At 63.0% G+C, this 19,796-nt stretch carries 19 protein-coding genes and 1 riboswitch; of the genes, 11 read left to right on the top strand and 8 right to left on the bottom strand.

The features are described from left to right. Position 1: 1 nt before the first annotated feature. The 6 genes from BUC36_RS08965 to rpmE form a co-directional block, all read right to left on the bottom strand. Positions 2-598, bottom strand: coding sequence for an acyl carrier protein phosphodiesterase (locus tag BUC36_RS08965; RefSeq protein WP_073273812.1), 597 nt, complete (start codon positions 596-598; stop codon positions 2-4). Positions 599-695: 97 nt separating this feature from the next. Further along, positions 696-2,279, bottom strand: a complete 1,584-nt coding sequence (gene gshA / locus BUC36_RS08960) for a glutamate--cysteine ligase (RefSeq protein WP_073273809.1) — start codon at positions 2,277-2,279, stop codon at positions 696-698. Positions 2,280-2,471: 192 nt separating this feature from the next. Beyond that, positions 2,472-2,933 (bottom strand): hypothetical protein, encoded by a 462-nt coding sequence (locus BUC36_RS08955; RefSeq protein ID WP_073273807.1) that lies wholly within the window; start codon positions 2,931-2,933, stop codon positions 2,472-2,474. Positions 2,934-3,065: 132 nt separating this feature from the next. Then, a complete protein-coding gene (locus tag BUC36_RS08950) occupies positions 3,066-4,319 on the bottom strand; it encodes a malic enzyme-like NAD(P)-binding protein (RefSeq protein WP_073273805.1) in 1,254 nt (417 codons plus the stop codon). 122 nt (positions 4,320-4,441) lie between these two features. Continuing rightward, positions 4,442-5,275: a thermonuclease family protein gene (locus tag BUC36_RS08945; RefSeq protein WP_073273803.1), complete on the bottom strand. Its 834-nt coding sequence runs from the start codon at positions 5,273-5,275 to the stop codon at positions 4,442-4,444. Positions 5,276-5,303: 28 nt separating this feature from the next. Next, positions 5,304-5,516 (bottom strand): 50S ribosomal protein L31, encoded by a 213-nt coding sequence (rpmE, locus tag BUC36_RS08940; protein ID WP_073273801.1) that lies wholly within the window; start codon positions 5,514-5,516, stop codon positions 5,304-5,306. Positions 5,517-5,743: 227 nt separating this feature from the next. On the opposite strand from rpmE, the gene BUC36_RS08935 reads away from it, so the two are divergent. Both BUC36_RS08935 and BUC36_RS08930 read left to right on the top strand, forming a co-directional pair. Further along, a complete protein-coding gene (locus BUC36_RS08935) occupies positions 5,744-7,960 on the top strand; it encodes a primosomal protein N' (protein ID WP_234994934.1) in 2,217 nt (738 codons plus the stop codon). 120 nt (positions 7,961-8,080) lie between these two features. Beyond that, entirely contained in the window at positions 8,081-8,683 is a 603-nt protein-coding gene (locus BUC36_RS08930; protein ID WP_073273795.1) for an SPOR domain-containing protein, read from the top strand. Between the two features lie 23 nt (positions 8,684-8,706). Here BUC36_RS08930 and BUC36_RS08925 read toward each other — a convergent pair whose 3' ends face one another. Then, a complete protein-coding gene (locus BUC36_RS08925; RefSeq protein WP_200797212.1) occupies positions 8,707-8,946 on the bottom strand; it encodes a DUF2798 domain-containing protein in 240 nt (79 codons plus the stop codon). Positions 8,947-9,090: 144 nt separating this feature from the next. Between BUC36_RS08925 and hslV the strand changes: the two genes are divergently transcribed. From hslV to BUC36_RS08880, 9 genes are all read left to right on the top strand, one after another. Continuing rightward, positions 9,091-9,630, top strand: a complete 540-nt coding sequence (hslV, locus tag BUC36_RS08920; RefSeq protein ID WP_073273791.1) for an ATP-dependent protease subunit HslV — start codon at positions 9,091-9,093, stop codon at positions 9,628-9,630. Between the two features lie 200 nt (positions 9,631-9,830). Next, positions 9,831-11,153 carry an ATP-dependent protease ATPase subunit HslU gene (hslU, locus tag BUC36_RS08915; RefSeq protein WP_073273789.1) on the top strand — a complete coding sequence of 441 codons (1,323 nt, stop codon included), beginning with the start codon at positions 9,831-9,833 and terminating at the stop codon, positions 11,151-11,153. Beyond that, on the top strand, positions 11,154-11,528 hold the full coding sequence (locus BUC36_RS08910) for a gamma-butyrobetaine hydroxylase family protein (protein ID WP_073273786.1): 375 nt from the start codon (positions 11,154-11,156) through the stop codon (positions 11,526-11,528). 131 nt (positions 11,529-11,659) lie between these two features. Beyond that, on the top strand, positions 11,660-13,195 hold the full coding sequence (locus BUC36_RS08905; protein WP_073273784.1) for an alkaline phosphatase: 1,536 nt from the start codon (positions 11,660-11,662) through the stop codon (positions 13,193-13,195). Positions 13,196-13,212: 17 nt separating this feature from the next. Beyond that, positions 13,213-14,820, top strand: a complete 1,608-nt coding sequence (locus BUC36_RS08900) for an alkaline phosphatase (RefSeq protein ID WP_073273782.1) — start codon at positions 13,213-13,215, stop codon at positions 14,818-14,820. Positions 14,821-14,952: 132 nt separating this feature from the next. After that, positions 14,953-15,070, top strand: a riboswitch (TPP riboswitch). A 72-nt stretch (positions 15,071-15,142) separates the two neighbouring features. Beyond that, positions 15,143-17,290: a TonB-dependent receptor gene (locus BUC36_RS08895; RefSeq protein WP_073273780.1), complete on the top strand. Its 2,148-nt coding sequence runs from the start codon at positions 15,143-15,145 to the stop codon at positions 17,288-17,290. A 113-nt stretch (positions 17,291-17,403) separates the two neighbouring features. Next, positions 17,404-17,667 (top strand): hypothetical protein, encoded by a 264-nt coding sequence (locus BUC36_RS08890; RefSeq protein WP_073273777.1) that lies wholly within the window; start codon positions 17,404-17,406, stop codon positions 17,665-17,667. Positions 17,668-17,707: 40 nt separating this feature from the next. Beyond that, on the top strand, positions 17,708-18,301 hold the full coding sequence (pnuC, locus tag BUC36_RS08885; protein ID WP_073273776.1) for a nicotinamide riboside transporter PnuC: 594 nt from the start codon (positions 17,708-17,710) through the stop codon (positions 18,299-18,301). Beyond that, complete coding sequence (locus BUC36_RS08880) at positions 18,298-19,176, top strand: choline/ethanolamine kinase family protein (RefSeq protein WP_073273774.1); 879 nt, start codon at positions 18,298-18,300, stop codon at positions 19,174-19,176. The genes pnuC and BUC36_RS08880 overlap by 4 nt, the downstream gene beginning before the upstream one ends. A 56-nt stretch (positions 19,177-19,232) precedes the next feature. Here the strand turns inward: BUC36_RS08880 and BUC36_RS08875 are convergent, their stop codons facing one another. Then, positions 19,233-19,793 carry a hypothetical protein gene (locus tag BUC36_RS08875; protein WP_073273772.1) on the bottom strand — a complete coding sequence of 187 codons (561 nt, stop codon included), beginning with the start codon at positions 19,791-19,793 and terminating at the stop codon, positions 19,233-19,235. Positions 19,794-19,796 lie beyond the last annotated feature (3 nt).

Below are 19,796 nucleotides of genomic sequence, written 5' to 3'. Positions count from 1 at the left end.
GCTATTTATTGACTGTGTGGTGCTGTCGAAACCTGGCGGCTTCGCGATGCAAGTCGGTAAACAGATTGTTAAAGTTGTGCTCCAGCGCTGCCCGGGCGGCAATCAGCTCCGGCAGTGCCTCGTGCAGAGGCACCGGCCGGCGCAGTCGCTGACCCACGCGCTCAAGGGTGCGCGCGATCACCTGCTCGTCGACGTAACTCTGCAGCAGTTTAAATTGCTCGGCGCGGGCGATAAATGCCTGCGCGCGCGGCGGAATATACCGGCTGCGCGCGTGAAAGTCCTGCCAACATTGGTCACAGAAGCTTTCCAGCGATTGATGGTGCCAGCGCGACCACTGGCGGCTGAGCAGGTGATCGAACCAGATATCCAGCACAATGCCGGCGTAGCGCCGCCAGCGCGGGTCCAGTTGCGTCAGTGCTTCGCGGTAGGCGGGGTGTTCGTCTGTGGTGGCATCGATGCGACGGTGCAGGCGAATGCCCGCCTCTATCGCCGCGGGGCGCTCGCCGCTCAGCGGGCCCTTGACGAAATCCCCCAGCAATCCGCCCAGACGCCAGTCCGGGTCCGGGCCGGAAAGCAGCAGGTGGGCCAGGTAGTTCATGGGTGCCTCTGACAATCTATGGAGCGAGCGCCCGGTGGGCCCCGGCGCTGCTCGCTGCGGTCTTTAGAGGCGCCGTCATTGCCGGGTGTCCGTCCGGCTACCTCTGGCAGAAGATGTACTGTGAATAGTAGCGGCCGAGGAAATCCTCGAAAGTGCCCGTATCCGCATCCTCGATCTGCTGCTGTCGCTGCAGGGATTCCTCGGCCTGCTGCCTGAACTCCCCCTGCGTGTCCGCGTCGAGCGGCCGCTCGAGGAAGTACTGCCGGTGCTGTTCGGCCTTGTCGGCAGCCCACTGGAAGAAACTCTGCCCGTGGGCCTTCATTTCCGCGAGGATATGGGCCGCCGGGGTGGCGATTTCACCCTTCACTTTCGCGCGCTGGACGCCGACCGCGCGGCGGTACTCGTCGCCGCCCCAGGCGCTGTCGAGCAGCTCGGCAATGGGTTCCATTTCTTCCAGCAGCTGTGTGGTCCAGTCGGTCAATTTGCGCTCGCCACCGTTATTGATCAGCTGCAGTTCCGGATCGCGGCCGCGGTAGACGATGCGATTCTGGTTTTCCTGGGTTGCGCGGTAGTCGGCGTCGTCGGTCTTGGGGCTCTCGCGCAGCAGGCAGTGCAGCAGGAAGCTGTCGATGAAACGCATCTGCTGCGCATCTATGCCCAGCGGTGTGAAGGGGTTGAGGTCGAGGCAGCGCACCTCTATGTACTCGACGCCGCGGTTATCCAGCGCCGACAGCGCCGTCTCGCCCATTTTGGCCGGGTTTTTCGGCCGGATCGGCGAATAGAATTCGTTCTCGATCTGCAGCAGGCCGGTGGACAGCTGCTGGTAATCGCCATTGGCGTCTTTGACGCCCAGCTCGTGATAGGGCCCGAAGGGACGGCTGATCGCCGCGCACAGTGTGGACAGGTAGCTGGGCAGATCGTTGTAGCAGACGATCAGCGACTGTTGCGCATCGCTGTTGTAACCCAGGTCGCCCATGCGCAGCGACGTCGCGTAGGGCGCGTGCAGGCTGCGTTCGTCGCCGTCGAACGGTTCCAGGCTGTGTTCGCGGCCCTCTACGAAGGATCCGCACACCGCCGGCGCTGCGCCGAACAGGTAGATCAGCAGCCAGTAGTGCCGGCGGAAGTTGCGGATCATATCGAAGTAGCGGCGGGTCTTGAACTCGCCCAGGTCCTCGCTGCTGCCCTCGCGCTCGTGCAGCCACTTCCAGAAATCATCCGGCAGGGAAAAGTTGTAGTGGATACCGGCGATGGTCTGCATCGCGCGGCCGTAGCGCAGGCCCAGGCCGAGGCGGTAAACGGTTTTCATGGTGCCGCTGTGGGAGCTGCCGTAGCGGGCCACCGGAATATCCGCGTCGGCGCCGATCATACAGGGCATGCTGTTGACCCACAGGCGCTCGTCGCCGATCTGGCTGTAGGTATAGCGGTGAATACGATCGAGGATCTGCAGCGCCTCCTCCGGCGTCGCCACCGGCGGCGTGATGAATTCCAGCAGCGCTTCGGAAAAGTCGGTGGTGATGCTGTCGTGGGTCAGTGCGGAGCCCAGTGCTTCGCCGTGCGGCGTCTGGGCGAGGGCGCCGTCCGGCGCGACCCGCAGACTCTCCTTCTCGATGCCGCGGCGAATGCCCTTTAGCAGTTGCAGCGCTTTCGGCTGGGCCAGTGCGGCCAGGTGAGAAATGGGCATTCGAGACTCCTTGTTTGCGCTGTGGGCACCTTAATTCGCGCTGTAGGCACCTTATTCGCGCAGTAGCCACCTAGGTGGGGCTGTGGGCACATTGAAACTGCCGGCGCCTGTCATCGCTGCCGCGCCTCGGCCGGGTAACTGGGGGCGATATTGGGGCGGCGGCGATTTTCTCAAGTCGCGACCGCGAGCCGGTCAGCTGATTGCGCGGGCCGCGGCTGCGGAACTCTCGGCATCCTCGCCCGGCTGCTCCGGCTCGATTTCCGGCGGCTCCTCGGGCGTGATCTCCGGGGCCTCGCCGGGTTCTACTTCCGGTGTCGGTTGCGGATTCACTTCCGGATTGCTCTCCGGCGGCATTTCCGGCGGCGTACCCGGTTCAATCTCGGGATCTCCCTGGGCGGATTCCGCATCGGCGACCAGCTGAATCTCACCCAGTGCCTCCTCCGGGATCTGCGGCTGCCCCTTGGGGTTCAGCTCGCACTGGAGCAGTTCGATGCGCAGGCTCACATTGCGGGTATTGGCTTCGAACATCTGGTTGATGGCGACATCCTTGTACTCGCTGCGAAACAGTCGACTGGCTTCGCGGCCGTCGATCCATTCGTTGCTTTTGCTCAGGAACTGCTGGTACTGGTTGGTCAGCACGTAGACGTGGCTCATGCGGTAGGACAACTTTAATGCTGTAACAGAGGGGCAGTTTAGCGAGGGGGGCGGCGCGGCTCAAGGCGCCGTGCCGGGGGTGTGCGGTCAGTGCCCGCCCCCGCGGGGTGAGGTGCGGGAGCGGGCAGAGGCTTACTTGGCGGCGAGCGGGTAGTGCGCCGGGTACGGCAGGCGCGCTGCACCGCTGTCCACTGCGGCGCGGGCCACGGCTGCGGCCACTTCCGGCAGCAGTCGCGGGTCGATGGGTTTCGGCAGGATATAGTCGGCGCCGAAGCTCAGCTCGACACCGCCGTACCCCTCGCGCACCGAGTCCGGCACCGGCAGGTGGGCGATCTTGCGGATGGCTTCGATCGCAGCCAGCTTCATCTCCTCGTTGATACGGGCCGCGCGCACATCCAGCGCGCCGCGGAAAATGAAGGGGAAGCAGAGCACGTTGTTGACCTGGTTCGGGTAGTCCGAGCGGCCGGTGGCCATGATCAGGTCGTCGCGTACGCTGTGGGCCAGCTCCGGCTTGATTTCCGGGTTCGGGTTCGAGCAGGCGAACACCACCGGGCGATCGGCCATACGCTTGAGCTGCTCGGCGGACAGCAGGTCCGGACCCGATACGCCGAGGAACACGTCGGCGCCCTCGATGGCGTCATCCAGGGTGCGCATTTCGGTGTCCCGTGCCCACTCGCCCTTGTAGGCATTGATGTCGGTGCGCCCGGAATGGATAACGCCGCGGCTGTCGAGCATGGTGATCTGCTCTTTCTTCGCACCGGCGGCCAGCATCAGCTTGCAGCAGGCGGTGGCAGCGGCGCCGGCGCCGAGGCACACCATGCGCACTTCGCCTATTTTCTTGCCCTGGATTTCCAGCGCGTTGAGCATGCCCGCCACGGTTACGATCGCCGTGCCGTGCTGGTCGTCGTGGAATACCGGCACCGGGCAGCGCTCTATCAGCGCCTCCTCAATATGGAAGCACTCGGGCGCTTTGATGTCCTCGAGGTTGATACCGCCGAAGGTATTGGCGATGGCGGCCACTGTCTGGATGAACTGCTCCGGGCTGTTGGCATCCACCTCGATGTCCACGGAATTGATATCGGCGAAGCGCTTGAACAGCAGCGACTTGCCCTCCATCACCGGCTTGGAGGCCAGCGGGCCCAGATTGCCGAGGCCGAGGATGGCGCTGCCGTTGGAGATTACCGCCACCAGATTGCCCTTGCCGGTATATAAGTAGGCGGCCTCCGGATCCTTGGCGATCTCGCGCACCGGCTCGGCGACCCCCGGGCTGTAGGCCAGGGACAGGTCTTCCTGGGTCTGGGCAGGAGTGGTCAGTTCTACCGATAGCTTGCCCGGAGTCGGCAGCGCGTGGTAGTCGAGCGCTGCCTGGCGCAATGATTCCGTCATCTTGGAAATGTTCTCTCGAATACAGCGGGGGAGTCTCTGCGGACGCCGCCCTGGTTACTGCGGGGGCGAGAGAATAACCGACCGCGCCTTGTCGCCACAAGCCCAAAAAACGACCACGCCGATTAATTTCTACTAATCGATAGGGTGTGTGGCGACTCTATCGCAATGATCCAGCGTTTATTTTGCGGAAAGCGAGATAAATATTTCTCGCCCCGGTCCACAAGCCAGCCTTTCACTTCGATTTGTGCCCCTTGCCAATCGCGCCACCTGAGCTGGCCAAAATCCCCCCTAGGATCCACGCGCAGGGCCACTGGACCGTCCAGTTCGAGCCACAGGTAGCGATTGCGGTCCACTCTGCGCACGGTGCCGCGCAGCAGCACGAAGCCGCCGTCGCCGGGCTGGACATCCGCGGCGCGTTTCACCGGCCATACGCCCGGCGCCCAGATCCCGAGGCCGCGGCGCCGCGCACCCCGCTCACTCTGCGCCAGACATTCCGCCTGGGTCAGGTTGGGTGCTATGGCGATGTGGAAGGCGAGCCCGGCGGCCAGCAGCGCCGCCTCGAGGCTGTCGCCGCGGTGGTTGTAGACGTGGGCCAGCAGGCGGCCGTAGCGATCGCGGCGGTCGCGATCGTAGACCAGTTGCAGGTCGCCGCCGGAGAGGAAGCGCCGGGTGAAGTCCCGCGCCTCCCGCGCCAGCGGCTGTGCCGCGCGCCCGCGCTTGGCGAGCTCTGGCGTGTTGACGCCGATCAGGCGCAGGTGGCGGCCGTCGCGCAGCACCAGGGTGTCGCCATCCAATACCCGATCGAGAGTGACCCATTCGTCGGCTTCGCCGACGGTGCAGTCCGCGAATGCCGGCAGAGCCAGCAGCAGAGTACAAATAAGTGCCAGCAGCGGGGCATAAAAAGGGGCATAAAAAAAGGTACCGAGGGAAACCCTGGGTACCTTTCTGTTCGTCACGTCGCTGCGCTCTGAAGCGCGGGCGGACTTACTTGCCGATACGGCTGCCGAAACGCTTCTTGAAGCGATCCACGCGGCCACCGGTGCTCGCTTCGCGCTGCTTGCCGGTATAGAACGGGTGGCACTGGGAGCACACGTCCAGCTGGATGTCTTTGCCCAGGGTGGAACGGGTCTTGATGCTGTTGCCGCAGGAGCAGGTAGCGGTAACGTCGACGTAATTCGGATGGATATCTGCTTTCATGGTTGCCTCTTTTCGAATCCGCCACCCGATCTGCTGCCGAGCACGGAGTCGTCGTTGGTGCAGGAACCGGATTGGTCCCAGGCTGTGTAAAAAGTCGGCGCATACTAATCAGATTAGCGCGGTGGATCAAGCGCAAATACTCGGCTGCATGGTTTCACGCTAAATGGCGCTTTCGGCGTGAAGCAGTACACTAGCCCCCTTTTGATCACGGATAAATGAGGGGCGGGGTGCAGCAGCGAGCGGTCAAACACAGCGTAATCCTACGGCTCGCGGTGCCGGTGCCGCTGCGGCGCCTGTTTGATTACCTGCCCCCCGAAGGTGCGGATACCGCCACGCTCGCGCCGGGGCAGCGCTTCGAGGTGCCCTTTGGCGGGCGCAGGTTGGTGGCGGTGCTGGTGGACATCGTCAGTGAGTCCCCACTCGCGCAGCTGAAGCCGGCCCTGGCGCAGATCGACCGCGAGCCACTGTTCGACCAGCGCAGCCGCGATTTCCTGCACTGGGCCGCCGACTACTACCAGGCGCCAGTGGGCGAGATCTACGCCGCCGCCCTGCCCGCCGCGCTGCGCAAGGGCAAGGCCGCCGATCACTGGGCCGAGCAGTGGCTGCAGCTCACCGTCGAGGGCAAGGGCTTGCCGGAGTCGGCCCTGGCGCGGGCCCCCAAACAGCAGGTGCTGTTGCAGCTGTTGCTGCGGCGCGGCCGCCTGAGCCGCACGCAGCTGAAAACCCTCGGCCACTCGACCACCATTATCCGCGCGCTGCAGGAGCGCGGCCTGGTTGAGTGGATCGCCGGTCCCACCGTGCCGCCACCGCTGCCCCCCGCCGAGCCGACGCCGCCGCCCGAACTGAACGAGGAGCAGCGGCAGGTGCTGGCCGCCGTGGCGACGAATCGCTTCTCCGCGACCCTGCTCGAGGGCACGACCGGCAGTGGCAAGACCGAGGTGTACCTGCGCCTGATGGAGCGGGTGCTCAACGAGGGCCGGCAGGCGCTGTTGCTGGTGCCGGAAATCGGCCTGACCCCGCAGACACTGCGCCGCATCACCGCGCGCTTCCCGGATCGCAGTATCGCCGCACTGCACTCGGGCCTCGCCGAGGGCGAGCGGGCCCAGGCCTGGCTGGCGGCCGCCGCCGGCCAGGCGGATATCGTTATCGGCACGCGCTCCGCGATCCTGACACCGCTGCCGCGCCTCGGCGCGGTGATTGTCGACGAGGAGCACGACGGTTCCTTCAAGCAGCAGGACGGTGTGCGCTACTCGGCCCGCGACCTCGCCGTAGTGCTGGGGCGCAACGCCGCTGTGCCGGTGCTGCTGGGCTCGGCGACGCCGTCGCTGGAGAGCCTGCACAACGCCCTCACCGACCGCTACCAGCACCTGCGCCTGCGCAGCCGCGCCGGCAATGCGCGCCCGCCGCAGATTCACGTGGTGCCGATCCTCGGCCAGCAGCTGCAGGAGGGCTTCGCGCCGCAGGTACTGCGCCACATCGGCGAGACCCTGGCGCGGGGCGAACAGGCACTGGTATTTATCAACCGCCGCGGCTTCGCGCCGGCACTGACCTGCGACGACTGCGGCTGGCTGGCCGACTGTCCCCACTGTTCCAGCAAGCTGACGATGCACCGGCGGCAGCGCCAGCTGCGCTGCCACCACTGCGACTACCGCCGGCCGCTGCTGGACAGCTGCCCCCAGTGTCACAGCCGCTCCCTGTCTGCCCTCGGTGGCGGCACCGAACGCAGTGAAGACTTCCTTACCCACACCTTCAGGGATTTCCCGGTAATTCGCGTCGACCGCGATACCACCGCCAGCAAGCAGGCCCTGGACCGGCTGCTGGCGCCGGCCCGCGACGGCAAGCCGTGCCTACTATTAGGCACGCAGATGCTGGCCAAGGGACACCACCTGCCGCGCGTCACCCTGGTGGTGATCCAGGATGCCGACGGCGGCCTGTTCAGCGCCGACTTCCGCGCCGCCGAGCGCACCGGTCAGTTGCTGGAGCAGGTGGCCGGCCGCGCCGGTCGCGGCGACCTGGCCGGCCGGGTGCTGGTGCAGAGCCGCTACCCGGAACACCCGTTACTGCAAATGTTGCTGGAAAAAGGCTACGGCGCCTTCGCCCGCCAGCTGCTGCGCGATCGCGCCGTCGCGCAGCTGCCGCCGCTGCGCGCCATGGCGCTGGTGCGCGCCGAGTGCGAGGAGCCGCGCTGGGCGGAGGAATTCCTGCAGCAGGCGCGCGCCCATATGCAGGCGCTGGCGCCGCCGTCGCCGGAGCTGCAGTACCTGGGACCGGTGCCGGCGCTGCTGGAGCGCAAGTCCGGCCGCTTCCGCTTCTATGTGCAGATCACCGCGGAAAAGCGCGGCCAGTTGCAGCCGCTGCTGGCGCGCCTGTGTCAGTGGGCCGAAGGTTACAAGAATCGCCGGCTGCGCTGGGCGGTGGATATGGATGCGCAGGAGTTGTCGTAACCGGGAGTTGCCGCAACAGGCTGGCACGAATTTGCGCCCCGGCCACCGCGAGGGCGGCGAATGGCGTTACAATTCCCGTCTTACGAGAGAAAGACTTAGAAGAACAGGGAAAAGCTATTCATGAGCCGTCGCAATGCCAGCCGCCGCAGCAGCAGTTCCGCCGGTAAGCCCGCCTGGGTCTGGTTTGTCCTGGGCAATTTCGTCGGCGGCTTCGTGGTGTTGATGATTTTCCTGCACGGGCTCAAGGATAACGGCAAGCCCGCCGCCATCGCCAAGCGCCCGCCGCCCGCCAAGCAGGCGGAAGACAAGTCCGACGCGCCGCGCTTCGACTTCTACACCCTGTTGCAGGAAAACGAAGTGGCGGTGCCGCCGCCGAAAGCCGCCAAGCCGGCGCGCCACAACGGGACCAGTACGAGCAGCTCGACTTCCGGTGCGGCCAGCTCCGGCAACACGCGCAGCGAGGCGCCCGTCGACGAACCGGCACTGGTCTACATACTGCAGGCGGCCTCTTTCCGCGAGGCGGCCGAGGCGGAGCGGCTGCGCGCGCAGCTGACGCTCGCCAATCTGGACGTGAAGGTGGAAACCGCCACCGACAGCCGCGGCACCTGGCACCGGGTACTGGTCGGCCCCTATTCCAGCCGCTCCCGCGTCGCCAAGGCGCGCGAAGTGCTGGCGGATCACAAGCTGATGCCGCTGGTGCTCAAGCGCCCCGCCAAATCCTGAGCGGCCGCCCCACTCCCCAATTCTTAAACTTCTGTGGTCTGCACCAGCTTGCGCGTCAGCCGATGCGCCAGCGGTGCGATGAACGACACCAGCGGAAACGCAATCACCCACGCCACCAGCCAGGCGCGCAGCCAGCGCAGCGCGAAACCGCCGTCGAAGCCGGTGTTGATAAAGGTGATGACCCCGGACATCAGCAGCGACATCAAGCAGGACATGATCAGCGCGAACACCAGGGTGTAGTAGCGCGAGGACAGGGCGGCCAATGCAATACTCCGCATGAGTTAGAAGGCGCGCATTATAGTCACCTCGGTTGAAATTCCGCCCCCGCGACCACACTTACAGAATTCTCCCGGCAGAAGCTCAGCGGCGACTGCCGCAGACCCAGACAGCAATCCAAGAGGCCTCCAGTGGAACAGTATCGCGGAACCACCATTCTCTCCTGCCGCCGCAACGGCAAAGTCGTGATCGGCGGCGACGGCCAGGTCTCCATGGGCAATACCATCATGAAGGGCAATGCGCGCAAGGTGCGCCGCCTGCACAACGACAAGGTGATCGCCGGTTTCGCCGGCGGCACCGCCGATGCCTTCACGCTGTTCGAGCGCTTCGAGGCCAAGCTGGAGGCCCACGGCGGCCAGCTGGTCCGCGCCGCCGTCGAATTGGCCAAGGACTGGCGCACCGACCGCGCCCTGCGCCGCCTCGAAGCGCTGCTGGCCGTGGCCGATGCGAACGCGAGCCTGATCATTACGGGCAACGGCGACGTCATCCAGCCGGAAGACGACCTGATCGCGATTGGCTCCGGCGGCCCCTTCGCCCAGTCTGCCGCCCGCGCGCTGCTCGACAATACCGAGATGGATGCGCGTTCCATCGTCGAGCAGGGCCTGAAGATCGCCGGCGATATCTGCGTCTATACCAACCAGAATCATACTATTGAAGAACTGAATTACTGACGAAGTACTGCAACCTGAATTGAAGGGGGCGTGCTGGGGCGAGGGTTTCAAAACTGTCGGAAACAGGGATGTTTCCGACAGAGCGTACAGGGATGTATTCACAGCGGTTTTGAAACCCTCGCCTCAGTGCGCCGCCGCCACCGCACTCGCCTGGGTGGAGCGGTGACCAGACCAAAGCGAATTTGCTATCGAGAGTTTCTATGTCCCAATCCCAAATGACCCCCCGCGAAATCGTCCACGAACTCGACCGCCATATCGTCGGCCAGCAGGACGCCAAGCGCGCCGTGGCCATTGCGCTGCGCAACCGCTGGCGGCGCATGCAGGTGAGCGAGGAGCTGCGCGCGGAAATCACGCCGAAGAACATCCTGATGATCGGCCCCACCGGCGTCGGCAAGACCGAGATTGCCCGCCGCCTGGCCAAGCTCGCCGGCGCGCCCTTTATCAAGGTCGAGGCGACCAAGTTCACCGAAGTCGGCTATGTCGGCCGCGATGTGGAATCCATCGTCCGCGATCTGGTGGAAATGGCGGTGAAGCTCGAGCGCGAGAAGGCCATGGCCGGTGTCGAGCAGCGCGCGCTGGATGCGGCCGAGGAGCGCGTTCTCGATGCGCTGCTGCCGCCGGCGCGTTCCACCGAACCCGGCGACAAGGATTCCAGCACCCGCCAGATGTTCCGCAAGAAGCTGCGCGAGGGCCAGCTCGACGACAAAGAATTAGAGATCGATATGGCGGTCGCGCCGATGGGGGTGGAAATCATGGCACCCCCGGGCATGGAGGAGATGACCAACCAGCTGCAGGGCATGTTCTCCAACATGTCCCAGGGCAAGACCAAGAAACGCAAGCTCACCGTCAAGCAGGCGCTGAAGCAGCTGACCGACGAAGAGGCGGCCAAGCTGGTCAACGACGAGGATGTGAAGACGCGCGCGATCCGCGCCGCGGAGGAAAACGGCATCGTGTTCCTCGACGAGATCGACAAGGTCGCCAAGCGTCAGGAAACCGGCGGTGCCGACGTATCCCGCGAGGGCGTGCAGCGCGACCTGCTGCCACTGATCGAGGGCAGCACCGTCACCACCAAGTACGGCATGATCAAGACCGATCACATACTGTTTATCGCCTCGGGCGCCTTCCACCTGTCCAAGCCGTCGGATCTGATTCCGGAGCTGCAGGGGCGTCTGCCGATTCGCGTGGAATTGAGCTCGCTCACCTCCGGGGATTTCCAGCGCATTCTCACCGAGCCATCGGCGTCGCTGACCGAACAGCAGAAAGCGCTGTTGGCCACCGAGGGCATGCAGCTGGAGTTTACCGAAGACGGTATCCGCCGCATTGCCGAGGTCGCCTTCGAAGTGAACGAGCGCACCGAAAATATCGGCGCGCGCCGCCTGCACACGGTGCTGGAGCGCCTGCTGGAGGAGATCTCCTTCGATGCCGGTGACGGCAACAAGTCGCTGACCATCGACGGTGCTTATGTCGACAGCCATCTCGGTGAGCTGGCCCGGGACGAAGACCTGTCCCGTTTTATTTTGTAAATGAAACCGCAAAAAATCCGACTCAACCGCGCAGAAAAAAGCCTGCAGATCGTTTTCGCCGATGGCGAATACACACTGCCGGCGGAGTACCTGCGCGTGTTTTCCCCCAGCGCCGAGGTGCGCGGCCACGGCGCCAGTGAGCCGGTGCTGGTCAGCGGCAAGCTGCGCGTCGGTATCGACAGTGTCGAAGCCGCCGGCCGCTACGCGCTGAAGATCAATTTCGACGACGGCCACGACAGCGGAATTTACACCTGGGAATACCTGCGCGAACTGGGCGAAAACTACCCGGGCAACTGGGACGCGTATTTACAGCGTCTGCGCGCCGCCGGCAAGGGGCGCGACCCGGACGAGAGTGCGGTAAAAATTATCGGCTAACAATTTAGGCGAATAAATTTTGCTAGCAGATAAATAATTACTCTTTCTCAGCAAAATAATAGAAAGGTAATTTTCACGTCATATTTCCGGACTCTAATGCAGGCCAAATCATTGAGTACCGGAGGCTCCCGATGGCAAAGCGATTTGCCCGCGCGCTCGGCGCGTGCTGTTTTTTCCCACTAATTCCCGCAGTCCAGGCCGCAGATCTGCCGGACTACCAGCGCAACAGTGCCTGGTTTACCGACGGTGACAGCCGCGTTGAAGCCAGGGCGGCGGAATCCCGCAGCGCGCAGACCGCGAAGAATGTGATCCTATTTGTCGGCGACGGCATGGGTATTTCCACGCTGACCGCGGCGCGCATTCTCGAGGGCCAGCTGCGCGGCGAGAACGGCGAGGAAAACGCGCTGTCGTTCGAAGAGTTTCCCCACAGTGCCCTGATCAAGACCTACAACACCAACCAGCAGACGCCGGATTCCGCCGGCACCATGACCGCGATGATGACCGGAGTTAAAACCCGGGCAGGCGTGCTCAATATCGACGGCGTCGCGCTGCGCGCCGACTGCGCCGACAGCAAGGGCAAGGAGCTGAACACCTTTCTCGAGCTGATGGAGAGTCGCGGCAAGTCCACCGGCATCGTCTCCACGGCGCGCATCACCCACGCCACGCCGGCGGCTACCTATGCGCGCAGCCCGGAACGGGACTGGGAGTACAGCGCCGGGGGCGACTGCAAGGACATCGCCGCACAGCTGGTGGAAAGTGAGTTTGGCGACGGCATCGATGTGATCCTCGGCGGCGGCCGCCGCAATTTCATTACCAGCGACGCCGGCGGCAAGCGCGAAGACGGCCGCGACCTGACGGCCGAATGGCAGCAGCGTTACGACGGTGAGCAGCTGGCGCAATACCTGGAGAGCGGCTCCGACCTGGCCGCGCTGGACCTGGCCGCGACCGACAAGCTGCTGGGTCTCTTCACCAGCAGCCATATGAGTTACGATGCGGACCGCGTGGCAAAAGGCGCCGACGAGCCGAGTATCGCCGAAATGACCAGCGCGGCGATCGACGTACTGCAGAAAAACGGCGACGGCTACTTCCTGATGGTGGAGTCCGGCCGCATCGACCACGGCCACCACGCCGGCAACGCCTACAACGCGCTGCACGATGCCATCGCCTTCTCCGATGCGGTGGCGGCGGCGCTGGACAAGGTGAACCTGGACGAGACGCTGATCCTGGTAACCGCGGATCACAGCCACGTGATGACCATCGCCGGCTATCCGACCCGCGGCAATCCGATTCTCGGCAAGATGATCGCCAACGACGCCGCCGGCGCGGCGCAAGCGGAGGTCGGTGCGGCACTGGACGGCCTGCCCTACACGACGCTTTCCTACGCCAACGGCCTGGGTTACGCCGACCTGGGCGACGAAACGGACGCGGATGCCCGCTACGACCTGGCCGCGGATGCGGGGCGCAAGGACCTGAGCGCGGTGGACACGCAGGCGCCGGGCTTCCACCAGGAGGCGCTGGTGCCGCTCGGCTCGGAGAGCCACGCCGGCGAGGATATCAGCCTGCACGCGATTGGTGCCGGCGCCCAGCTGGTGCAGGGCACGCTGGAACAGAGTGCAGTTTTCCACCTGATGGTCGGCGCGACCGGACTGTCGGTGACCGCGGAATAATTTGGGGGTAAATGACAATGAAACAATTCAACAAACTGGCCCTGGCCTTTTCCATTGCCGGGCTGGCCGCGGGCTGCAGCGATGACAATTCCAATTCCGGTGATCTCGCCGTGCTGCCGGAACCGCAGCAGCAGGTACTGAGCCTGTCCGCGGCGCAGCGCGACAGCAGCTGGTTCCAGAATGGCGAGCAGGCAGTGGATCGTGCTCGCAACCAGGTGATCGACAATACACCCGGTGCGGCCAAAAATATCATCCTGTTCGTCGGCGACGGCATGGGTATCTCCACCGTAACCGCCGCGCGCATTCTCGCCGGTCAGCAGCAGGGCCTCAGTGGCGAGGAGTACCAGCTCAGCTTCGAGAAGATGCCATTCGCCGGCCTGGTCAAGACCTACAACACCAACCAGCAGACCCCGGATTCCGCCGGTACCGCCACCGCCATGGTGACCGGTGTCAAAACCAAGGCCGGTGTGCTCAGTGTGGCCGAAGACGTGGCCCGCGGCGATTGCGCGGCGAGTCTCGAGCGGCAACTGACCACTGCGCTGGAACTGGCCGAGGGCCTCGACAAGAGCACCGGTATCATCAGTACCGCGCGCGTCACCCACGCGACTCCCGGTGCCACCTATGCCAAGGTGCCGGAGCGCGACTGGGAATACGCGGCGCCGGTGGGTTGCAAGGATATCGCCACGCAACTGGTGGAACTGGCCGCGGGTGACGGCATCGACCTGGTGCTCGGCGGTGGCCGCCGCAACTTCCTGCCGGACAGTGTCACCGATCTGGAAGGCAAGACCGGCAAGCGCGAAGACGGCCGCAACCTGGTGGAGGAGTGGCAGGAGCGCTACAGCGACGGCGTGACCAATGTGGCCTATATCGAGGACCAGGCTGGCTTTGACGGCCTGGATGTCGCCGCCGCCGACAAGGTGCTGGGCCTGTTCAACGCCTCCCACATGCTGTACGAGGCGGACCGCGGCAAGGATGTCGCCGGTGAGCCATCCCTGAGCGAGATGACGGCGAAGGGACTGCAGCTGCTGCAGAAAAACGACAAGGGCTATTTCCTGATGGTGGAAAGTGGCCGTATCGATCACGGCCACCACGCCGGCAGCGCCTACAACGCGCTGAGCGATGCGGTGGAATTCGCCAGGGCGATCCAGGTGGCAATGGACAACACCAGCGCCGAGGACACACTGATCATCGTCACCGCGGACCACAGCCATGTGATGACCATCGCCGGCTACCCGACCCGCGGCAACCCGATCCTCGGCAAGGTAGTGGTCAACGACGGCAGCGGCCAGCCGGAAACGGCCCCGAGCCTGGCGGCGGACGGCCTGCCCTACACCACCGTCAGCTACGGCAACGGCTTCGGCTACGCGGACTTCGGCGAGGAGACCGATGCGGACGAGCGCTACGACCACGACGTTGATACCGGCCGCAAGGACCTGACCCACGTGGATACCACCGCGCCCGGCTATCACCAGGAAGCCCTGGTACCGCTGGCGTCGGAATCCCACGCCGGCGAGGATGTCGGTGTCTGGGCGCGCGGCCCCGGTGCGCATCTGGTCAGCGGCACCAACGAGCAGAGCTATCTGTTCCACGTGATGGCGCGTGCGGGTGGCCTGCTGGGCAACTAAGCCGAGCGACTAAACGCCTGGAAGCCCCGGCAGTGGTGACGCTGCCGAGGCTTTTTTATGGGCTGCCGGGGCCTTTTTATGGAAAGGTGCATTCTGTGACTCCCCGGGCGCACTTCTGCTATCATCGCGCCCGCAATACCTAAGGGGTGGCTACGGCCTGAGATGCGCTTCGGATCTGCACGATCGCGAACCGCAAACCCTTGAACCTGATCCGGTTAATACCGGCGTAGGAATAGGTCGGGGTCCAGGCCCTAGCACTCATCAGCCCTCCTCACGTCGCACCCCGGGTCTCTTTCACTCCTGTTTCAATCGAGAGAGAGCCATGAACACCGTTTTTAGAATAAAACCAATCGCCTGGTCGATGCTGTTTGCCGGCAGCCTTTCCGCGGCCAATGCGCTCGCGGCGGCTGAACCGGAGGGCGCCGGCCTGGAAGAGGTCGTCGTCACCGGCCAGCTGCGCGACACCAAGCAGCTCGACCTCCCCACCAGCGTCAGCGTGCTGGATGACGCCGCGATCTCTGCGCGCGGCGCCCGCAACCTGGAGCAGCTGCTCAACCTGGCCCCGAACGTCAACTTTGCCGCCGGCGCATCGCGCGGGCGCTTTGTGCAGATTCGCGGCATCGGTGAGCGCAGCCAGTTTATCGACCCGGTCAATCCGTCCGTGGGCCTGATCATCGACGGTATCGACTTCACCGGCCTGGGCCTGGCCGCCAGCACCCTGGATATCGACCAGGTGGAAATTCTGCGCGGCCCGCAGGGCACGGTTTACGGCGCCAATGCGCTGGCCGGCCTGATCAATATGACCAGCGCAGCGCCTACGGCCGAACCCATGGCAAAAGTGTCCGCGGAAGTTTCCGAATACAACGGCCGCACCCTGTCCGCGGTCAGCAGCGGTGCGCTGACCGATCAACTGACCTACCGCCTCGCCGCGCAGAACCAGCAAGGCGACGGCTATATCGAAAATACTTACCTGGGCCGCGACGACACCAACAATATCGATGAGTCGGTCGTGCGCGGCAAACTGCGCTACCAGGCGCAGGAAGATCTGCAGCTGGACTTTGCCCTGCTCTACCTCGATGCCGACAATGGCTACGACGCCTTCTCGCTGCAAAATACCCGCGAGACCCTGTCGGACCAGCCGGGCTGGGATCGGCAGGAAACCCTGGCGGCTTCGGTGATTGGCCAGTGGAGCGGCAGTGATTTGTTCACCCTGCAAACCACCCTGAGCGCCGCCGATTCAGATACCGAATACGGTTACGACGAAGACTGGACTTACGTGGGTTTTCACCCGTGGGAATACAGCTCTACCGACAATTACCTGCGCGATAAGAAGAACCTGAGCGCCGACCTGCGCCTGCTGTCGACGGATGCCTCCGCACTGTTCAATGGTCGCGGCAGCTGGGTTGCCGGGGTCTATGTGCGCGATGAAAGCGAGGACCTGGAGCGCAACCAGAGCTTCACCAGCCAGTTCGATACGCAGAGCGCCGCAGTGTACGGACAGCTGCGCACTGCACTCAGCGATACGTTCGCGCTGGTAACCGGCCTCCGCTTTGAACAGCGCGATGCCGATTACGCCGACTCGCTCGCGGTAGATTCCAGCAACAATGAAAACCTTTGGGGCGGCAATATTTCGCTGGAGTACCGGTACGCGGAAGACATACTGATCTACGGCACCGTGTCCCGCGGCTACAAGGCCGGCGGCGTCAACGGCCGCATCATTTCCGCGTCGGCTACCAATCCGGCCATCGGCAGCGATGTGTTCGAATTCGATACCGAGCAACTGCTCAACTACGAGCTCGGTATCAAGGGCGCGTGGCTGGAGAATCGCCTGCAGGCACAGCTGGCCGCCTTCTATCAGGACCGCAGCGATGTGCAGGCCAAGCAGTCCATCTTCGACCCGAATGATTTTTCCTTCGATGACTTCCTGACCAATGCGGCGGGTGGCAAAACCACCGGCGTGGAAGCCGAGTTGAATTATCTCGCCAGCGATGCGTTGCGCCTGTTTGCGTCGGCGGGCTGGTTGAAGGCGGAATTTGAAGGCTTCACAAGCACGTCGCACGTGGATGCACGGGACGACTACAACGGCATCGCGCTGGCTCCGGTGGATCTCGATGGCCGCCAGGTGGCGCACGCTCCGAGCTACCAGTTTTTCACCGGTGCCGAGATTGCACTGTTGCCCTACCTGATTCTGCGCCTGGAAGTGGAAGGAAAAGACGAGTTCTATTTTTCCAACAGCCACAACGAAAAATCTACCGCTTACGAGCTGTTGAACGCGCGCCTGACCTATCAGGGCGACGACTGGGAAGTGGCACTGTGGGGCAGAAACCTGACAGATAAGGACTACTTCACCCGCGGTTTCTACTTCAGTAACCAGTTCGGCAACAACCCCGAGAATTTTTATGCGCCCGAGGCCTTCTATCAGTTTGGCGAACCGCGCGTGGCGGGTGTCACCGGTACTTATACGTTCTAGAAATTTGGGGCGGATTTGTTTCGTTAGATTGGAAAGTTCATTTCGTCATTCCGGCTTGTGCCGGAATGACGAGTTACAGAGCAGTCTGAGCAATGCCCCGGGAGAAAAAACCAATGAAACTCTCCGTTGAAATCAGCATGTACCCGTTGAAGGACGAGTACATCCCCAGCATCCAGGATTTTATCGATCGGCTGAATCGCCACCCGGATCTGCGCGTGATCACCAATACCATGAGCACCCAGGTGTTCGGCGACTACGACCTGCTGATGGACGTGCTGAAGCAGGAAATGCGCGCGTCCTACGAAAAACATGGCCGCGCAATCTTCATCTGTAAGTTCATCGACGGCGACCTGGCGCCGGTAACGAGCAGTGTTTAGTTCAGAATTCTTCAGCGCCATAGCCGCATCCGTCGCCGCCATGTCGCTGTGGGAAATCGCCGCAGTGATTCTCGCGCTGGCTTATTTGTTGCTGGCGATGAAGGAAAAGATCAGCTGCTGGTGTGCGGCCTTTGCCAGCACGCTGATTTACCTGTTCCTGTTCTGGGACGTCAGCCTGCTGATGGAGTCGGCACTGCAGGTGTTTTACCTGGTGATGGCCGTCTACGGCTGGTGGCAGTGGCGGCATCACGGCGATGCGCAACAGGATCTGAAAATCCACCGCTGGCCGCTGCGCACACATCTGCTCGTTGCGACTGGCGTCGGAGCGTTAACTGTCGCCTTTGGTTATCTGCTGCAAACGAATACCAACGCCGCCCTGCCCTATCTGGATTCTTTCACCACCTGGGGCGCCGTGATCACCACCTATATGGTGACGCGCAAGGTGCTGGAGAACTGGATTTACTGGATTGTTGTGGACGGTGTTTCCATCTATCTGTATCTCGACCGGGGGCTCTACCTGACGGCACTGCTGTTTGCGCTCTACGTGATTATCGTGATCGTCGGTTTCTTCCAGTGGCTGGCCATTTATAGAAGCGAATTGCTACCGGGGGATGCCGAAACGGTGCCCGCATGAGCACATCTCCAACTGATATTGTCCCGGCCGACTGGCCCCATTGGAGCGTCTTCGAGCCGGCCGTCGTACAACCGCTCCCCGGTGGCCTGACTAATCAGAGCTACCTGATTGTCGCCGGCAAAGAAAAATGGGTGCTGCGCAAGAACTCCGCCATCAGTGACGCACTGGATTTGAACCGCAGTGCCGAGGTCGCCGCGCTGAGCCACGCCGACAAGGCCGGCCTGTGTGCACCGCTCATCTATTGCGACCCAAACCACCAATACCTGGTCACCCGCTTTGTCGAGGGCAAGCCCTGGCGTGCGAGCGGCAATGGTGAACTGAAACAGCTGGCACGGCTGCTGCGCCGAATTCACGCATTGCCGGCCATAGATGCGCGGCTGGACGCCGGCGCCAAGGCGGCGAGCTACTGGCAGTCCATAGATGAACGAGCGGATTTCTGTGAGCCATTAAGAGCCCTGGCTCAACAAGCCCCGCAGTATATCGCTGCGGCATTGGACATGAGTACCGGTGCCTGCCTTTGCCACAACGATCTGCTGGCAAGCAACCTGATAGCCGGCGAAGACGGAAATCTGTATGCCGTAGATTGGGAGTACACCGCCATGGGTGACCCATTTTATGAACTTGCGGTGATTGTCGAAGAATACCGTCTGAATAAGCAGCGGCAGCAACTATTGCTCGCGGAATACCTGAATCGACCCTTGTCGCGGCAGGATTGGCGGAGGCTCGATCGCTGGCGGGTGATCTACGGGTACCTGACCTTGCTGTGGTATGCCGTTCAGTGGTGTACTGGGGCCATGCATGAGCCGCAGATCAACGATGAAATTCGCAATAGGATAAGCAGTCTCTCCATGCGGGTGTCTGCCATCCGCGGCTAGAAGCCGCGCCCTGAAGGGCCGACACGCTGGCGCGCCGCATCGAATCCAGAATCGGCTTAATACGTCAATACGGATTCAGGGCATTCAGAGATCGACAGGAATTTTTCGTAGATCAATGCGCGCGCTTTCTCGTTGGCATTCTTGTTGGATTGCACATCCACGGTAGCGAGCGGGCATATACGGTCTATGCCAATATGGCTGATCACCAACCGCTCATTCATCTGGAATGGCGCTTCTTCTGTACCCCACCGGACGCGAAACACCATAAGACGCGGCTGGTGATTATCGCTGTACCATTCAAGCGTTGGTCCGGTCTCGAGCGGTAAATCTCCACTCAATTCCTCAAACTCGGACATGACTTCACTACTGCCGTTCTTGAGGTGCACCGTGAAGACAGTGGGCGACTGCACGGTTATCTGCAAATCATGTTCGCCCAATTTGCCACAGTCCAGGATGGAAAAAGCCGCGTTGACGTTGTCCACGGTTTCCCTGCAGGAATCGATGCGCGTATAAGAAGTTTGCAGCATTTTTTTCGAGGTTTCGCTACCGGCTTCGCTATTGCAGGCAGCCGCGGAAAAAACCACCAGAGTGAGCAAAGTCTTCAAAATCAGTTTCATTGT

The organism is Microbulbifer donghaiensis, from assembly GCF_900129095.1.
Classification (GTDB): domain Bacteria; phylum Pseudomonadota; class Gammaproteobacteria; order Pseudomonadales; family Cellvibrionaceae; genus Microbulbifer; species Microbulbifer donghaiensis.
The sequence above is the reverse complement of the archived record's forward strand: the minus strand, read 5'-3'. Positions and strand labels throughout refer to the sequence as shown.

Excerpts from the sequence above, each read along its gene's own strand:
- BUC36_RS08955 (WP_073273807.1), bottom strand. The coding sequence starts at position 2,933 with ATGAGCCACGTCTACGTGCTGACCAACCAGTACCAGCAGTTCCTGAGC.
- BUC36_RS08900 (WP_073273782.1), top strand. The coding sequence starts at position 13,213 with ATGAAACAATTCAACAAACTGGCCCTGGCCTTTTCCATTGCCGGGCTG.
- rpmE (WP_073273801.1), bottom strand. The coding sequence starts at position 5,516 with ATGAAAGCAGATATCCATCCGAATTACGTCGACGTTACCGCTACCTGC.
- BUC36_RS08875 (WP_073273772.1), bottom strand. The coding sequence starts at position 19,793 with ATGAAACTGATTTTGAAGACTTTGCTCACTCTGGTGGTTTTTTCCGCG.
- BUC36_RS08965 (WP_073273812.1), bottom strand. The coding sequence starts at position 598 with ATGAACTACCTGGCCCACCTGCTGCTTTCCGGCCCGGACCCGGACTGG.
- BUC36_RS08890 (WP_073273777.1), top strand. The coding sequence starts at position 17,404 with ATGAAACTCTCCGTTGAAATCAGCATGTACCCGTTGAAGGACGAGTAC.
- pnuC (WP_073273776.1), top strand. The coding sequence starts at position 17,708 with ATGTCGCTGTGGGAAATCGCCGCAGTGATTCTCGCGCTGGCTTATTTG.
- BUC36_RS08910 (WP_073273786.1), top strand. The coding sequence starts at position 11,154 with ATGAAACCGCAAAAAATCCGACTCAACCGCGCAGAAAAAAGCCTGCAG.
- BUC36_RS08895 (WP_073273780.1), top strand. The coding sequence starts at position 15,143 with ATGAACACCGTTTTTAGAATAAAACCAATCGCCTGGTCGATGCTGTTT.
- BUC36_RS08930 (WP_073273795.1), top strand. The coding sequence starts at position 8,081 with ATGAGCCGTCGCAATGCCAGCCGCCGCAGCAGCAGTTCCGCCGGTAAG.
- gshA (WP_073273809.1), bottom strand. The coding sequence starts at position 2,279 with ATGCCCATTTCTCACCTGGCCGCACTGGCCCAGCCGAAAGCGCTGCAA.
- hslU (WP_073273789.1), top strand. The coding sequence starts at position 9,831 with ATGTCCCAATCCCAAATGACCCCCCGCGAAATCGTCCACGAACTCGAC.
- BUC36_RS08880 (WP_073273774.1), top strand. The coding sequence starts at position 18,298 with ATGAGCACATCTCCAACTGATATTGTCCCGGCCGACTGGCCCCATTGG.
- BUC36_RS08950 (WP_073273805.1), bottom strand. The coding sequence starts at position 4,319 with ATGACGGAATCATTGCGCCAGGCAGCGCTCGACTACCACGCGCTGCCG.
- BUC36_RS08905 (WP_073273784.1), top strand. The coding sequence starts at position 11,660 with ATGGCAAAGCGATTTGCCCGCGCGCTCGGCGCGTGCTGTTTTTTCCCA.